A 16,050-nucleotide genomic window follows, 5' to 3' on the forward strand; every position below is an offset into this window, starting at 1 on the left:
TCCTATCTGCCGTACACCTCCAAGGAGTACAGCGAGTAGCCGTAGCCGGTGGCGCGCTTGACGCCCTGCATCCGCACGTACCGCGCGCCGACCGGCGCGAACGTGACGTTGTCCACGCCGCCGTCGCCCGTGGTCGTCTGCGCGACGGTGGTCCACGTGGCGCCGTCCGGCGAGGTCTGGATCCGGTACGACGAGCCGTATGCCGCCTCCCAGCGCAGGATCACCCGGCCCACGGTCTTCGCCGAGCCGAGATCGACCTGGACGTACTGGTTGTCGCTCCACCCGCTGGCCCACCGGCTGGCCGGGTCTCCGTCGACGGCCTTCGCGGGGCTGTAGGAGCCCTGGGTGCTGGACGCGCTCGCCGTACGACCCAGGGCGAGGTCGGTCACGTCGTCTCCGCGATGCGCGGGGAACGAGACGACCTGCTGGTAGGTCGGCCGGTTCTGCCAGGAGATCAGCGAGTGCTTGACACCCCCCAGTGGTGACTGCCTGACGGCGTCGGCGCACCACTGGTCGCCCGCCGAGCAGGAGTCGTCACCCGGGTAGGTCGTCGCCGCCGGTTCGGCCAGCGCCGCCGACAGGCTGTCCAGCAGGACCGTACGGCAGGCCGCCACGGTCGCCCCGCAGTACTTCGCCGGCAGGGGAGCGGCCACCGGGTCGCCCAGCACGGCCCGGATGTCCTTGTCCACGTAGCCCCACCAGCCGTACTGGAACGACGACCCCTTGTGGGCCTGCGCCTCGTTGGCCGAGCCGGGCAGCGAGGAGACGTCGCCCTGCTGGTGCCCGGACGGCGACTCGTTGATCTGCAGTGCGTTGACCAGCGCCTGGTAGAGGTCGTCGCCCAGCCCGGGCCGGAACTGCGCCCGGACCAGCTTCGGCCACCATGCGTCGAAGATCCGGATGGCGTCGGCGTGCGCGTACGTCTTGCTGCCCTTGGCGGTCTCCTCCCGCCTGGCGCCCGCGGCGGCCCAGGCGGACAGCTTGGAGACGGCCGGGGCGAGGGCGGGGTCGGAGACGGAGGCGCTGTTGATCACACGCAGCAGCCTGGGCAGCACCTTCCACCCGCGCAGGTCGGTCGTCGCGGCCGACGCCATGATCTTCACGACCCCCGCGCGGTCGAGGGTGCCCGAGGACAGGGCCGCCTTGACCGGGGCGTCGAGCAGGTCGCCCCGGTGGACCGAGCCGAAGCTGAAGTTGCCGTCGGCCGCGCCGAAGTCCTTGGCCTGCTTGTTGTTCCAGCTCACGAAGTAGTCCTGGTTGACCGCCTGGGGATGTGCCGCGGGCGGGACGTAGGACGCCGTGTTCGCCGCCGGGTCGAAGCCGCTCCACTCGTGCGCGGCGTCGCCTGTCATGGGCAGGTTCGGATCGGACACCGCCGACCGCAGCGGGACGTTGCCGGACATGAAGTACGCCGCGTCGGCGGAGTTCACGTAGAACCAGTTGAACGCGAAGCCGATCTTCGACGCGGAGTTCTGGAAGGCGGCGGCCGAGCCCATCTCGGCCGGGTCGTTGAACATCTGGAAGCCGATCGCGGAGTCCGCCTCGTGCTGGTAGGTCGAGCGCAGCGTGGTGAACGCCGTCGGCACGCCGCCGACCGTGCCCCGCCAGGTGACCAGGCCGTACTCGGTGCGCTTGATGACCAGGTCGTACGAACCCGCGGCGGTGGAGTCGGCCGTGTTGGGCTTCCAGGAGTTGGTCTTCTTCAGCGTCTCCATCGGCGTGCAGACGCCGTGGTAGAGGTAGTGATCGCTGGAGACGGCGGGCGTGCCGCCGTTCGGGTCGCACAGCGTCACCGCGTACGCGTCGGTGATGTCCTCGGCGGCGGAGGTGGCGCTCCAGGCGTAGTCGGTGCCGCGTCCGAGCAGCACGTAGAGGTTGAGCCCGGCGAAGGCGGCGCCGCGCGCCCGGATGCCGGGCCCGGACAGCTCCTCGAGCATGAGCAGCTGCGGCGCGAAGTAGCCGGTCTGCGGGCCGAACACGGCGATCGGGTGGCCGCCGGTCGCCTTGGCGGCCGAGACCACGATGGCGTTGGACATCTCCGGCTTGGAGTTGTCCACCGTGAGCCCGGTCAGCGCGCTTCTGACCTGCGTGGTCGCGGACGTCGCGGTGCCGGTCTCGTTGGCCGTGATGTCGACCGGCGCGGTCGCGCCGGCGTCGGGTAGCACCACCCCGGTCGCGCCGGCAGGGGCCGCCCCGAAGGGGAAGCTCTGCCCGGCGTGCAGGGTCAGCACGGTCTCCGGGTCGTTCTGCGAGCGGAAGGCCGCCCAGACCCGGTCGCCCTCGGCGGCGCCGTACTTCGCCCGCGCGGCCACGCGCACGAGAGCGGACTGCATCTCGGCGCCGCCGCCACCGCCGAACAGACCGCCGATCACGCCGGAGATCGCGATCAGGTCGGTCATCCGGAAGTCCTCCGGGCCGCCCTTGTTCGTGATCGCGTCGAGGTGTCCGGTCAGCACGTACTCGCCCGGGCAGTCGCGGTTGGCCATGCAGTGGTCGATGTACGCGTTGATCCCGGCGACGTAGTTCTGCACGTCCGAGTAGAGCTGGGCGCCCCGGGTCCCGGTCGTCTTCAGCCGGTCGATCTGGGCCTGGAGGTCGGCTTCCGTATAGGGGGAGTTACGCCAGACGCTCTGCTCCAGCTCCCTGTTGCCGGCGGCGCCGCCGGCGAACGGCGTCAGCTCGCCCCGGCCGACGTGGCGCATGAGGTCCATCAGCCACAGGCGATCCTGCGCGCCGGCGTATCCGGCGCCGAACATGGTGCCCTCGCGGGTGGTGCCGGTGATGTGCGGGACGCCGGTCGCCTTGTCGCGGACGATCGTGACGTCCGAGCGCGGGCTCACCGTGCTCTCGACCTGGTTCGCCGGCACGCCGAACGCGCTGTCGTCGAAGAACGCGGAGATCTGCTCGTCGGTCAGGCCGCTGTAGCCCGAGATCAGGTCGGCGTACTTGCCGAGCTGGTCCTTGCTGTGGGCCGGGTACGTGCCGAGGGTCTGGTTGCCCAGGATGTCCACGAGCGTGGCGTTGCCGTTCTGGCCGGGCGGAAGGATGTCCGCGCACTGGCCCAGGCAGTAGTCGTCGGGCGGGTAGTAGGGGGCCGCTGCGGCCGGCGCCGCCGGCAGGCCGACGGCGACGAGGGCCAGCGCGGCGGCAGCGGTGATCGCCCGTCGAAGGCGCGCGTGCATGGGGGGACTTCCCTTCGCGGTGTCGGGGGGTGAAGGGACCACTGTCTGTGCACATAACGTGAGCACTGCTCAACTCTGGACGATACGCGCGGGTAACCAGAGGGGCAATGCCCAGTTCGAGGTGATCACGGCCCCGTCCGAGCGCGGCCGACGCTCCGAGTTCGGGAAGGCGGGCGAGCGGGCCGTCTTCCCGGCATTCACCCGCGTGTCATCCCGGTTATTTCTCTAGATGAAATCTAGAGAAATGGCGGATTTTCTATATGGCGCAGATCACATTATTTTCGTGTGGACTCTGTTGATTCTCTGCGGGTAAATTCCGGTCGGTTATGTGATTCACCGGTCCAGTGGATTAAATTCTCGGGGTGCTGGAACGGCTGCAGGGCTTCTCGTCGGTTGGACCGGATTCCAGGGATGGCTCCATGCGTCTTTTTCAGCGCGTACGTTTCCTTTCGGTTTCGGCGTCGCCGGGACATGGGGCATCCGGGCGTCCGGCCCTGACACCGAAATCCCGGCGCGGCCGGTGGTACGCCCGGGTCCAGGCCCTGGCGCTGGCGGTCGCCCTGCCGGGGCTCGTGCAGCTCACGGCGCTTCCCGCCGCGGCGCAGGCGGTGCGGACGACGCTCGAGGCGCCCGGTTCCGTGGCGGGCTCCGTGACGGAGCCGCCCGTTCAGCAGTCGGGTTCCGCCGCGGGGCTGCCGCACCTGGTCGACTCCGCCGCCACCCGGGCGGCCGGCGTCTCCCCGTCGCAGGAGAAGGCGAAGCGTCCCGCGGGCGGCCTGCCGCTCGACGAGCGCCACAAGACGTCCGGCGAGCCGGCCAAGGGCGGGCTCGCCTCCCCTCCGCCGTTACCTCCCGAGTTGAAGCCGTCGCCGGCCCCTGACGCCGGTAAGCCGGCCCGGGAGGCGGAGAAGAAGGCATCGGCGAAGGAGACGACGGAGCTCGCCGCCGCGCTGGAGACCGCGCGGCGCACCAAATCCCAGGTCCTGGTGGAGAGCGCCACCACGGAGAACTCCCAGACCTTCGCCAACAGCAATGGGACGCTGTCCACTCAGGTCACCGCTTCCGTCAGCACGGACACGTACGTGGAGACCACCGTCTACCAGGACGGTACATACCAGCTCGGGTCCGGTCATCCCTCCTCCTCTTCGCTGTGGGTGGGGACGAGCGCCAACACGTACGAGATTCCCACCAGCTATGTGCGGGACCGGGCGTTTGTGCGGTTCAACGTATCGGCCGTGCCCGCGGGCGCCACGGTGACCGCCGCCGAGATGAAGCTGTGGAATTCCAGCTCCAACGCGTGCAGCAGCGTTTCTGTGACGGCCTCCAGGGTGATGTCGTCGTGGTCGTCGAGTATCGCCTGGTACGACCAGCCGTCGGCCGACCGATCGGCGATCTCCGGCACGAACGTCTCCCCGTCCTCGGGGTCGTGCGGCAGTTCCAGCCCCAGGGCGATGAAGTGGGACGTCACCACGATGGCGGCGGGGTGGGTCTCCGGCACGTCCGGCAACTACGGGGTGCGGCTCATGGGCCCGGAGGGGACGAGCAGCCAGACGCGGACCTTCGCGTCCGCCGAGTCGTCCACCAAGCCCGTCCTGACCCTGACCTACACTCCGCCGAACACCGCGCCGACGGTGGCGGCCCCGGCGGCCGCTCCCACGGTGACGGGGGAGACCGGCGGGGTGGTGACCTCGCTGACGCCGGTGCTGTCGGCCGTGCTGTCGGACGTGGACGGTGGCAGCCTCAGCGGCGAGTTCCAGGTGCAGGTGGGCAGCTCCCTGGTGTGGAGCGGCACCGCCAGCGGGGTCGCCGCCGGAGGCAAGGCGACGGTGGCCGTCCCCGCCGGGAAGCTCTCCGACGGGCAGTCGATCCAGTACCGGGCCCGCGCCTACGACGGCGCGGCCTACTCGGCCTGGTCGGACTGGCAGACCGCGCGGGTGACCGCCATGCCGCTGGACACCGTGTCCTTCCAGCAGTTCACCCCGGCAGACAACACGCAGGTCGGTTCGCTCACGCCGGCCCTGTCCGCCTATGCGCAGGTGCCCGGCGAGGCGGCGACGTCGTACTGGTACCAGGTGTGCGCGGGCCCCAAGGACAACTGGACCTGGTGCGAGTCGTCGACCTGGGTCAAGGGCGCGTGGACGATCCCGGCCGGCAAGCTGCAGTGGGGCAAGACCTACTGGTGGTACGCGCAGGCCGCGACCAGTGCCGCGACGGCGACGTCGTCCTGGCGCAGCTTCACCGCCGTCCCGGAGCAGGACTCGATCAACGCCCTGCTGGCCGCGGGCACCGACGGGCGTGAGTTCAACCACGTGACCGGCAACTACACCCACACCGAGACCGACCTGACGGTCGCCGCCGTCGGACCGCCGCTGTCGGTGGTGCGCACCTACAACAGCCTCGACCCCCGCACCGACGGGGCGTTCGGGGCGGGCTGGACCACACGCTGGGACACCCGGCTGGAGAACGAGCCGCTCAGGTCCACCGTGTTGATCACCTACCCCGACGGGCGGCAGTGGCGGTTCGCCGAGAAGGGCGACGGCACCTACGCGTCCCCGGCCGGGACCTACGCCACCCTGGCCACGCAGAGCGGGGGCGGCTGGCGGCTGATGGACAAGGAGTCCACCTCCTACTGGTTCGACTCCGCGGGACGGCTGGTCAAGGTCACCGACAGCCGGGGCCGCACGCAGACCCTGCAGTACGGCACGGACGGGAAACTGGCCAAGGTCATCGGGGCGGGCGGACGCTCGCTCACCTTCACCTGGAGCGGCGGCCACGTGACCGGTGTGGCCTCCGACGCGGTGGACGGCGCTCCGATCACCTGGAGCTACGCCTACGACGGGGACTATCTCGTCAAGGTCTGCCCGCCGTCGTCCGGCGGCGCCTGTGTCCGCTACGAGTACGGCGACCGTTCCCAGTACCGCAGCTCGGTCATCGACGGCAGGCCCGTCGGCTACTGGCGGCTGAACGAGACCGGCACCGGGCTCGGCAGCACGATCGGCAACGCCATGAAGTCGATCTCCGGCGTCGGCGACGCGACGATCGCCGGGAGCACCGCGGACGCCACCGGCGGCACGCCGGCTCCGCTGGACGGCTCGTCCGACACCGCGATGACCTTCAAGGGCGCGACCGGCTCCGCGTACGTCTCCCTGCCCGCCGGAGTGATCAACGGGCTGGGCGGCGACACCACGATCGAGGCGTGGTTCAAGACCACCGGTTCGGGCACCATCCTCGGCTACCAGAACTCGGCCACCGACGCGCCGAGCATGTACACACCGGCGATCTACGTGGGCACCGACGGCAAACTGCGCGGCCAGCTGTGGACCGGAACCGTCGCCCCGATCACCTCCGCCACGGCCGTCAACGACGGAAACTGGCACCACGTGGCGCTGTCGGGGGCCAGGACCACCCAGACCCTCTACCTGGACGGCCAGCAGGTGGGCACCCTCGCCCAGCAGATCACGAACCTGGGCCAGTGGGACGCCCGAATCGGGTACGGCTTCGCGTCCTCCAGCTGGCCGGGCACGGTGACCTCCAGCCGGCCCTTCCCCTTCGCCGGCTCGATCGACGAGGTCGCCGTCTACGGCAAGCCGCTGCGTCTGGAGCAGATCCTCACCCATTACCGCACCCGGCAGGTCCGGTACCAGCTCACGAAGATCACCAAGGCCTCGGGCCGTGTCGCGGCGGTGAACACCTACGCCGCCGACGGCGGACGCCTGCTGACCCACACCGACGCGAACGGCGGCCTGTGGAAGCTGTCGTCCCCCGCGTACACCAAGGACTCCACCGGGGCGACCCTCGCGACCATCACCGTGGCCGACCCCCACAACGGCACCCTGACGTACGTCGACGACGCCTCACGCGACGACAGGCTCGTCTCCTCCGCCGACCAGCTCGGCAAGAAGACGACGTTCGAGTACGACACCGGCGGTTTCGTCGCCAAGGTCACCGACCCCAACGGCAACGTCCGGCAGTCCGTCAACGACGGACGCGGGAACGTGCTGGCGAAGACCGTCTGCCGGACCGCCGGGTCGTGCGGCACGGAGTACCGCACCTATCACGTGGACGGCGACGACCTCTTCGATCCCCGTAACGACCAGCCAATCGAGATCCGCGACGCCCGGTCGTCGGGACTCGCCGACGACACCTACCTCACCAGGATCGAGTACGACGAGCACGGTGACAGGATCAAACTGACCGGGCCGCCGACCCCCGGCTTCCCCTCGGGCCGGTCGGCGAGCTGGACGTACACCGACGGCACCGAGGCGGCCGTGGGCGGCGGCACGACCCCGGGCGGGCTGCTCAAGACGCAGACCGACCGCAAGGGCAACACGACCACTTTCGCCTACACCTCGGCCGGCGACCTCGCGACGGCGACGCAGCCGTCCGGGCAGGTCCTGAAATTCACACATGACCCCATCGGCCGGGTGACGGCCACGACGAAGATCTCGTCGGCCGTGCCCGGTGGGGTGACCACCTCGTACGGCTACGACCCCGTCGGGCGGCTGGTCCGCACCACCGGGGCCGGCGTCAGGAACGAGGTCACCGGGGTGACCCACACCAGCGAGCAGCGCACGACCTACGACGCCGACGGGAACAAGCTCACCGAGGTGTGGGCGGACCTCACCGGCGGCGACCCCGACCGGACCGTCACCTACACCTACGACGGCTACGGGCGCCCCGAGACCGTCACCGGCGCCGAGGGCGGCGTCAAGCGGTACGCCTACGACCACAAGGGCCGCAAGACCAGCTACACCGACGAACGCGGCACCGTCTACCACTACGCCTACACGGCCCGCGACGAACTCGCCTCCACCACCCTCGCCGGCTGGACCGGCAGCCCGGTCGCGCCCACCCCGGCGGCGGACGTGGTCGTCGAGTCCCTCGCCTACGACCCGGGCGGGAGGCTGGCGAGCAGGACCGACGCCATGGGCCGTACCACCGCCTTCACCTACTACGCCGACGACCGCCAGGCCCAGAAGATCGCCAAGGGCGCCCGGCTCAACGGCGCCGCGACCGGCGCCGACGTCGTCCTCGAAGAGGACGTCTACGACGCGGCAGGCAATCTGACCAGGCAGACCACGGACGGCGGCCTCACCCGGGTGGACGCGGCCTACGACGCGGCCGGCCGGCTGATCTCCAAGACCCTCGATCCCGACAAGCTGGGCCGCACCACCACCTACGCCTACGACGCCAACGACAACATCTCCGAGATCAGCCAGACCGCGGCCGGAGCGGGCCGTACGGAGGTCACCGAGTTCGCGTACAACGAGCTCGACAAGCCGGTCCGCAAGACCGTCAGGAACGACGGCGAGGACCTGGTGACCACCTACGCGGTCGACGACCGCGGCCTCACCGTCGGCATCACCGATCCGCGTGGCAACGCGTCGGGCGCCACCGCGGCCGACTACACCACGACCATTCGCTACGACCTCGCCGAGCGGGCGGTCGAGGCCGCGTACCCGCCTGTCATGGTGGAACGCGGCGGCGGCACGCCGGCCCGCACCCGGCCCACCGCCAAGATGGGCTACGACACCGCCGGCGAGCTCACGCACGTGGTGGACCCCGAGGGCCGCACCTCGGTCGCGGCCTACGACAGGGCAGGGCGGCTGACCTCGGAGTCCAGGCCGGCCTACACGCCGCCGGGAGGGGCGGCCGTCACCCCGGCCGTCAAGTACGGCTACGACGGGGCCGGCCAGCAGGTCAGCGTCACCGACGAACGCGGCCAGGTCACCACGGCGACCTACGACGGCCTCGGCCGCCGCGTCCGGAGCACCGATCCGAAGGTCGGCGCCGCCGATCCCGGCCAGTGGACCTATACCTACGACCTGGCGGGAGAGTTGCTCTCGACGACCGACCCGACGGGCGCCCGTACCGAGTCGACCTACGACGACCTGGGACGGGTGATCACCAAGACGGCCGTCGAGCGGCGGCCGGCCGCGGGGGTCTACGTCACCCGGCTCGAGTACGACACCGCCGGACGGGTCACCAGGCAGATTCGGCCCGCGGGGGACGTCCTGACCCGTGAGTACGACGCGGCCGGCGCCGTCACGGCCGAGACCGACGCCCTGGGCAACACGAGCACCATCGCCTACGACCTCGCCGGGCGACCGGCCAAGGCCACGACGCCCACCGGGACGAGCACGGTCAACGAGTACGACCGGGCGGGCCGGAAGGTGGCGGTCAAGCAGTTCGCCTCCTCCGGGGACCTGCTCCGCACCCAGGCGCTCGGCTACGACGCCGCGGGCAACCTGATCAGCCAGACCACCCCCGAGGGGCACACTCTCCGCCAGGCCTTCGACGCGGGCAACCGGCTCGTCGAGGTCAGGGAACCGGTCTCCGCCGACGAGACGATCACCACCCGCTTCGGCTACGACGCGATCGGCTCGCGCACCCGCGTCACCGACGGGCGCGGCAACGCCACCATCACCACCTATAACTCCCTCGAACTGGTGGAGTCGGTCATCGAGCCGTCGACCACCGCTCATCCCAACCCGGCGGACCGCACCTGGACCACGATCTACGACAGCGCCGGCAACCCGGTCGTGGAGATCGCACCTGGCGGGGTCCGGGTCAACCGCACCTTCGACGAGCTGAACCGGCTCACCAAGCAGACCGGAAGCGGTGCCGAGGCGGCCACCGCGGACAAGACCTTCGGCTACGACCTCGCGGGGCACCTCACCAGCGCAGGCGACCTCGCGTTCGCCTACAACGACCGCGGCCTGCTGCTCAAGGTGACCGGTCAGAACGGCGACCTCAACGCGTACGGCTACGACGCCAATGGCCGGTTGACCCAGCGCCTCGGGGCGAGCGGGACGGCGTCCTTCTCCTGGGACGGCGACGACCGGCTCACCCAGGCCACCGACCCGGTCACCGGGACCACGGTCAGCTACGGGTACGACCGCGCCTCACGCCTCACCAGCCTGGGCTACGGCACGGGCGGCGCGAGCCGCACCTTCTCCTACGACCCGCTGGACCGGCTGATCAAGGACGAGCTGAAGTCCGGTTCGGGTGGTCAGATCGCGGCCACCGAGTACGGCTACGACCGCGACGACAACATGGTCTCCAAGACCACCAGCGGCACGGCCGGCGCGGGCGCCAACAGCTACACCTACGACTGGGCCGGGCGGCTCACCTCGTGGACCGCCCCGGACGGGAAGACCACGGACTACGGCTGGGACGCGGCGGGCAACCGCATCCGGGCCGGTGACGCGACCTACACCTACGACGAGCGCAACCGCCTCCTGTCCGGCGGCGGCAGCACCTACACCTACACGGCGCGCGGCACGCTCGCCGAGAAGAACACCGGCGGACGGGTCTCGATCAGCAAGTTCGACGCCTTCGACCGGCTGGTCCAGGACGAGGACGTCCAGTACGGCTACGACGCGCTGGACCGGATGACCACCCGCGTCAAGGGCCAGGACACCGGACGCTTCACCTACGACGGGCTGACCAACAACCTGCTGACGGTCACCGGCGCCGACGGCGCCGCGAAGGCGGCGTTCGGGCGCGACGCCCTGGGCAACCTGCTGAGCGTCTCCGACGCCGGCGGGCCCCAGATGGCCCTGACCGACCTGCACGGCGATCTCGTCGGCGCCTTCGCCGCCCAGGGGACGAGCCTGGCGGGCTCCACCGCCTTCGACCCCTTCGGACAGGTCGTCGCCCAGACCGGAACCACCCACGATCTGGGCTATCAGGGCGGCTACACCGATCAGGGCAGCGGGAAGGTCAACATGGCGACCCGCTGGTACCAGCCCGGCAGCGGCACCTTCGCCTCGCGCGACACCGCGACCCTGGACCCGGTTCCCTCCGTCCGGGCCAACCGCTACACGTACGGCGACGCGGCGCCCCTCACCACCGCCGACCCCACCGGGCACTCCGGTGTCGAGGTCTGCCTCGCCGGCTACGCCTGCGGCGGATACGTGTGCAGCGGCGACACCTGCTACATGACCGACGCCGCCTGGAACTGGTGGATCAACTACATGTACTCGCCCGAGTACCAGGCCACGCAGCCGAAGTTCACCGACGAGCGGGCCAAGGAACTCGGCGTCATGCCGAACGGCCGGGAGGCGCCCAAGGGCTATTGGGATGCGTCGAAGGTGCGACGTGACGCCTACATGACGGCGTACGACCCGCGGCTGAGCTACGACGAACTCGACCTCATGTGGAAGATCGTCAAGAACGTGAAGATCTCCAAGGACGGCACGATCGACCCCGAGGCTTTCCTGCCCTCGGGTAAGTCCGAGGCCTTCATGGCCAAGCTCAAAGCGGCCTTCTCGAAGAAGGGCTGGATCGAGGTCAGGGAAGCGTTCTGCAAGGTGATCACCGGCCAGGCCGGCAGCTGCGGCATGCTCGAAACGGCTTCAAAGGAGATCTACCAGAAGTTCAAATACGGCCTCGGCAAGGCCGCGGAAATCATCATGCGGACCTTCGTCTCCCTGGTGGGCGCGGGAGTGGAGTTCAGTAGTGACGTCCAGCTGCGAGTCGTCGAGTCGAAACTCCTCGAATGGGCCAAGCTGAAATTCGGCAGTCCCTGCACACCGGCTTCGGGCCTGTTCGTCTGCGGCGGCCTGCCTAAATGGATGTTCCCCGAGGGCCGCATCGGTTACACGATCGGCAGGGTGTTCCTGACCTCGCTGACCATGAAGGAGGCTCTCAGCGACGACAAGCGCCCCCTTCTGCATCACGAATATCGGCACGCCCAGCAGTGGTACCACTATGCGAACAAGACGGGCCTATGGTTCACTTTCGCAATCCTGTACTTCCTGGAAGGCAGCGATCCGTGCGGGAACAGGTTCGAAGAGCAGGCCGGCTGGAAAGACGGAGGATATCCACAATGCTAGTGGGCAGGGCGGCGGCCGCCGCCGCGACCGGCCTCACGCTGATGGCCGTGCTCGCCGCCTGCACGCAGCGAGAGGGGGGCGCGGTCAGCATCATGCGGTCCCAGGACGGCGCCCCCTCCGTCGCCGTCGCCTGGTGTGACGACTCCCCGCCCCGCCAGATCACGGTCTCTATCGAGGAGAAGGAGTCGGAGAAGCCGGTGGCGAAGCTCAGCACCACGAAAGGCCGCGACCATTTCGCGTCGTTGAATCCGAAGTCACCGGGATCGGACTGGACCCTGGTCTCCGGCGATGCCCGCCTGGTGCCCGGCGTCACCTACCGCCTCATGGCCTGGCCGGATTCGGGCAAGGAGATGTACTACGGTCAGGTGTCCTTCACGCTGGCGGATTTCGACGACCTGAAGCCGGGCCAGATCAACGGCCGTTATCCGGGGGAGACCTTCACAACGAGCGGATTCATCAAATACGCGCAGGGCGTCTGCTCCTCGTACTGACGCCGGCGCCCTCATTCCCGGCCGTACGACGTTTCCGCGTCCGGGGAAGGTCCAGCGTGGGCGCGGGCTCAGAGGGCGTCGATCTCGGTGAGGTCGATGTCGATCTCGAAGGGCACCGACAGCTTGAGCCGGTCGTGGTAGATCCCGGTCACCGCGTACGACGCGGTGGCCGGGTCGAGTTCGTAGACGTACACCGCGGGCCGGTCGGACTGGTTCTCGACCCGCCAGAAGTGGGCGATCCCCGCCTCCGCGTAGAGCTGCGGCTTGCGCTTGCGGTCCCGCTCCTCCGAGTCCGGCGAGACGACCTCGACGGCCAAGAGCACATCACTCGCCTCGTACGAGGTTTCACTCGTCCCCTGCACCGCCTCGGCGCGAAGGATCACCAGATCGGGCTCGGGCCTTTGGCGAAGCCCGAGGACGACACTCATCTCACGGCGCACGCGCAGGTGGGCGGGGCAGAACCGGCGCAGTTCCCGCTCCAGCAAGAACAGCATGAGGCTGTGAAAGGAGGCTTGGGGGCTCACGAAGACCAAGCTTCCATCGATCAACTCTGTGTGCGCGGGAAGTTGCGGCATGTGATCGAGGTCGGCCGCCGTGAAGCCTTCCGCCGGAGGGAAGACCCAGCTCGGGAGGCCGTGTGTGTCACTCAATGGCGCTTCGCTCCATGCCTCTGCCGTCATGCGCTCACCGTAGCAAGCGTCGCGTCACGCCGAAGTGATTCCCCAAACGCGCGTTTTCGTGCGGAGGCGCTCCGCTGTCAGGCGTGATGTTCCCTGCGCCTGAAGGCGCGTTCGCGGGTGCGGCCGACAGGGCCACGCCCGCGAGCGTCGCGGTCAGAACACTCGCGATCGCGGTGGCGAGCGTCATGCGTAAGCGGAGACGTCTTCCGATGGGTACGGCACTGTCGACCATGTCTGCTCCTCCAGTCGGGACCCAGATCGGGCATCGGGGGGACAGGCGGCGTATCGCCATGCGGGGAAGGCGCCGCCCGGCCGCGGGGATCCGCCGGGGCGCCATTCTTGACTATGCCCTGATAACGCTGGCGCATTGAACGTTCCCACCGGCCGTGCAAGTCTTGGTTGTACCTCCGAGTTCAAGCGGGGATCGAAGGGTTACGGCTGAAGTGCGGATGGCTGGCCATCCTGAGAGAAGCCGGCTGAATTCACGGATGTCTCGTGGGGGCAAGCCTCATACTCCCGGTGAAGGGCCAGAGGCCCCGTGCGCGCGCAGTTCATGGTCGAGTCCGGAAACAGAGACCACCAAGGAGTAGCCTCGTGGATTCTCCCCTGCCGTTAACGATGAAGCCCTGGACGCGCATTCTGATGGGCGTGCTCGGTGCGGTGTCTTTCGTAGCCGGAGCGATCGCGGTCTTCGTCACCGAGAATGGGCTCGGTGCCGCCGTGCTGGTGGTGTTCGGCGGAGTCGTCATGGTGCTTGCGCTGTTGGGAAGCTCCATCGAGAGTCTGGAGTTCGGCGGGGCGAAGCTGGTAGTCCGCGCCGTCCATGAGAAGCTCCAACTCGCCGACGCGTCGGAAGGGCGAGGGGACATCGCCGAGGCCGGTCGGCTGCGCGCGGAGGCCAAGGCGTTGCTGGAGACCATAGGGCCGGTCGCGACCGAATACCGATCCACACGCAGATCCATGCCTGCCGGTCCTGCGCGGACAGAGGCGATGGAAAAGGTGGTGAGCGATGTGCGTCGTCTCTCCGCGGAACTGCCTTTGGATTCGGCCGAGGTGCTGCGCTGGCTGGAGCAGGGAGCCGAGGAGCAGCGCATCGCGGCATTGGCGATCATGCAGGCCAGGCCGGAAACGCGGAACTTCGACGCTGCGCTGGAGGCGATCGAAAACTCGCGGAGCGCTTTTGAGCAGTATCACGCGATGCTGCTCTCCCTCCAGATGGTGGACGACCTCGACCAGGAGCAACGACGCCGGTTGGCTGAGGTGATCAGGTCAGAGCGTGATGCTCGTTTCCGTAAGGACGGGGACCGTCTGTGGCTCAGCGAACACATCCTGTCGAGGGTGGACCCTCCCTCACCGTCCCATCGAGGCGGAAGCAACTGATCGGCGCAGGTCGGAACTCCTGCACGTGAACCGGATGGCGAGGCCGGGCCGGGTGGGAGCCGATTCTCATCGCGCGGCGGCTTCGCGGCGGGTGCGTTCGGCCAGGGCATGCTCGTCGGTCCTGGCGTCGTACCGGCGGAACCTGGGCAACGCGGCCGCCATCACGCCGACCACTGCCACGCAGAGCAGGCCGCCCGCCCCCAGGGAGAAGCGGGGGCCGCCCAACTGGGCCATGAACCCGGCCCGCGCGTCGCCCAGCATCGGCCCGGCCGAGTAGGACAGCAGTTCGATGCCGGCCAGCCGTCCGCGGTAGGAGTCGGGAATCGTCTGGTTCCAGATGGTGCCGCGGAACAGGCCGCTCACCATGTCGGCGCCGCCGGCGACGGCGAGGAGCAGGAAGACCAGCCAGATGTCGGGCATCAGGGCCGCGAGCGCCACGGCGGCGCCCCACAGGATGGCCGAGACGATGACGGCGAGCCCGTGCCGATGGACGTGGGCCGTCCAGCCCGAGGTGAGCGAGGCGATCACCGCGCCCACACCGCCGGCCGCGTACAGCACTCCGACGGCCTTGGACGCGCCGAGGTTCTCCGCCAGGAAGGGGAACAGCGCGGTGGAACTGGCGAAGGCCATCGCGGCGATGTCCACCAGATAGGTGCCCATCAGGTCGGGCCGACGCAGCGCGTACCGCATGCCTTCCAGCAGGGAGCGCAGCGACGCGGGGGTGGGCTCCTCGGCGCGGGGGACGGCGCCGACCCTGACCAGCAACGCCAGGGAGACGAGGAAGGTGGCGACGTCGACGCCGTAGGAGGCGGCCGGGCCGAGCGAGGCCACGATGAGACCGCCCGCCGCCGGTCCTGCGATCATGGCGGCGTTGCGGACCAGGCCCTGCAGGGCGAACGCCGCGGGCATCCGGTCCAGCGGCAGCACACGGTTGATCATCGCCTGCTCGCTGGGCCCGCGTATGCTGCCGAGCCCGGCGGCCAGCGCCCCCGCGGCGTACAGCACCCACACCTGCGGCCGGGGCAGCAGCGCGTTGACGAGCAGGAGCGCAGAGGAGAGGCACAGCCCCAGCTCGCTGAGTATCACGATCGTGCGCCGGTCGCGCGCGTCGGCGATCGCGCCGCCCCACAGGCCGCACACCACCATCGGTACGAACTCGGCCATGCCCACTAGGCCCACCGCGACGTAGGACTCGGTGAGCTGCTTCATCTGGTACGGCACGGCCACGGTCGTGATGACCGTGCCGAGCATCGTGATCAGCCCAGAGCCGAGCAGGAGGCGGAAGTCGCGGAACTCGCGCAGGGGGCTGAGATCCAGCCTCAGCCGTCGCGCCAGGGATCTGAGGGAACGATCAGGACTTGCCGGCACGATGAGTCATCTCATCGATCCACCTCTCCGGAGGCAACTGCTTTTCCTGAGGCATCCCAGCAGGCGACGCTCGATGGACGCGGGCGTGAGTGCTCTCACGCCGCTTCCG

Annotated in this window: 6 protein-coding genes; 3 read left to right on the top strand and 3 right to left on the bottom strand. The window is 69.3% G+C overall.

Annotated elements, in window-relative coordinates; all coding sequences use genetic code 11:
• Positions 1 to 2: 2 nt before the first annotated feature.
• The gene (locus tag ABZ857_RS29165; protein ID WP_357048742.1) at positions 3 to 3,182 is read right to left on the bottom strand and encodes a penicillin acylase family protein; all 3,180 of its coding nucleotides are present in this window, start codon (positions 3,180 to 3,182) and stop codon (positions 3 to 5) included.
• Between the two features lie 419 nt (positions 3,183 to 3,601).
• Between ABZ857_RS29165 and ABZ857_RS29170 the strand changes: the two genes are divergently transcribed.
• Together ABZ857_RS29170 and ABZ857_RS29175 are read left to right on the top strand one after the other, a co-directional pair.
• Positions 3,602 to 12,022 carry a DNRLRE domain-containing protein gene (locus tag ABZ857_RS29170; protein WP_357048745.1) on the top strand — a complete coding sequence of 2,807 codons (8,421 nt, stop codon included), beginning with the start codon at positions 3,602 to 3,604 and terminating at the stop codon, positions 12,020 to 12,022.
• Between the two features lie 41 nt (positions 12,023 to 12,063).
• Positions 12,064 to 12,513, top strand: a complete 450-nt coding sequence (locus tag ABZ857_RS29175; RefSeq protein WP_357048748.1) for a hypothetical protein — start codon at positions 12,064 to 12,066, stop codon at positions 12,511 to 12,513.
• 68 nt (positions 12,514 to 12,581) lie between these two features.
• Here ABZ857_RS29175 and ABZ857_RS29180 read toward each other — a convergent pair whose 3' ends face one another.
• Positions 12,582 to 13,193, bottom strand: a complete 612-nt coding sequence (locus tag ABZ857_RS29180) for a Uma2 family endonuclease (protein WP_357048751.1) — start codon at positions 13,191 to 13,193, stop codon at positions 12,582 to 12,584.
• 594 nt (positions 13,194 to 13,787) lie between these two features.
• Here ABZ857_RS29180 and ABZ857_RS29185 point away from each other — a divergent pair.
• Positions 13,788 to 14,573, top strand: coding sequence for a hypothetical protein (locus tag ABZ857_RS29185; protein WP_357048754.1), 786 nt, complete (start codon positions 13,788 to 13,790; stop codon positions 14,571 to 14,573).
• Positions 14,574 to 14,639: 66 nt separating this feature from the next.
• Here the strand turns inward: ABZ857_RS29185 and ABZ857_RS29190 are convergent, their stop codons facing one another.
• Positions 14,640 to 15,941: an MFS transporter gene (locus tag ABZ857_RS29190; protein WP_357048757.1), complete on the bottom strand. Its 1,302-nt coding sequence runs from the start codon at positions 15,939 to 15,941 to the stop codon at positions 14,640 to 14,642.
• Positions 15,942 to 16,050 lie beyond the last annotated feature (109 nt).

Origin of the sequence: Microbispora sp. NPDC046933 (genome assembly GCF_040644635.1) — a bacterium.
Classification (GTDB): Bacteria; Actinomycetota; Actinomycetes; order Streptosporangiales; family Streptosporangiaceae; genus Microbispora.

What these genes read in the sequence shown, in the direction of transcription:
- ABZ857_RS29170 (WP_357048745.1), top strand. Translation starts at nt 3,602, where the DNA reads ATGCGTCTTTTTCAGCGCGTACGTTTCCTTTCGGTTTCGGCGTCGCCG.
- ABZ857_RS29165 (WP_357048742.1), bottom strand. Translation starts at nt 3,182, where the DNA reads ATGCACGCGCGCCTTCGACGGGCGATCACCGCTGCCGCCGCGCTGGCC.
- ABZ857_RS29175 (WP_357048748.1), top strand. Translation starts at nt 12,064, where the DNA reads ATGGCCGTGCTCGCCGCCTGCACGCAGCGAGAGGGGGGCGCGGTCAGC.
- ABZ857_RS29180 (WP_357048751.1), bottom strand. Translation starts at nt 13,193, where the DNA reads ATGACGGCAGAGGCATGGAGCGAAGCGCCATTGAGTGACACACACGGC.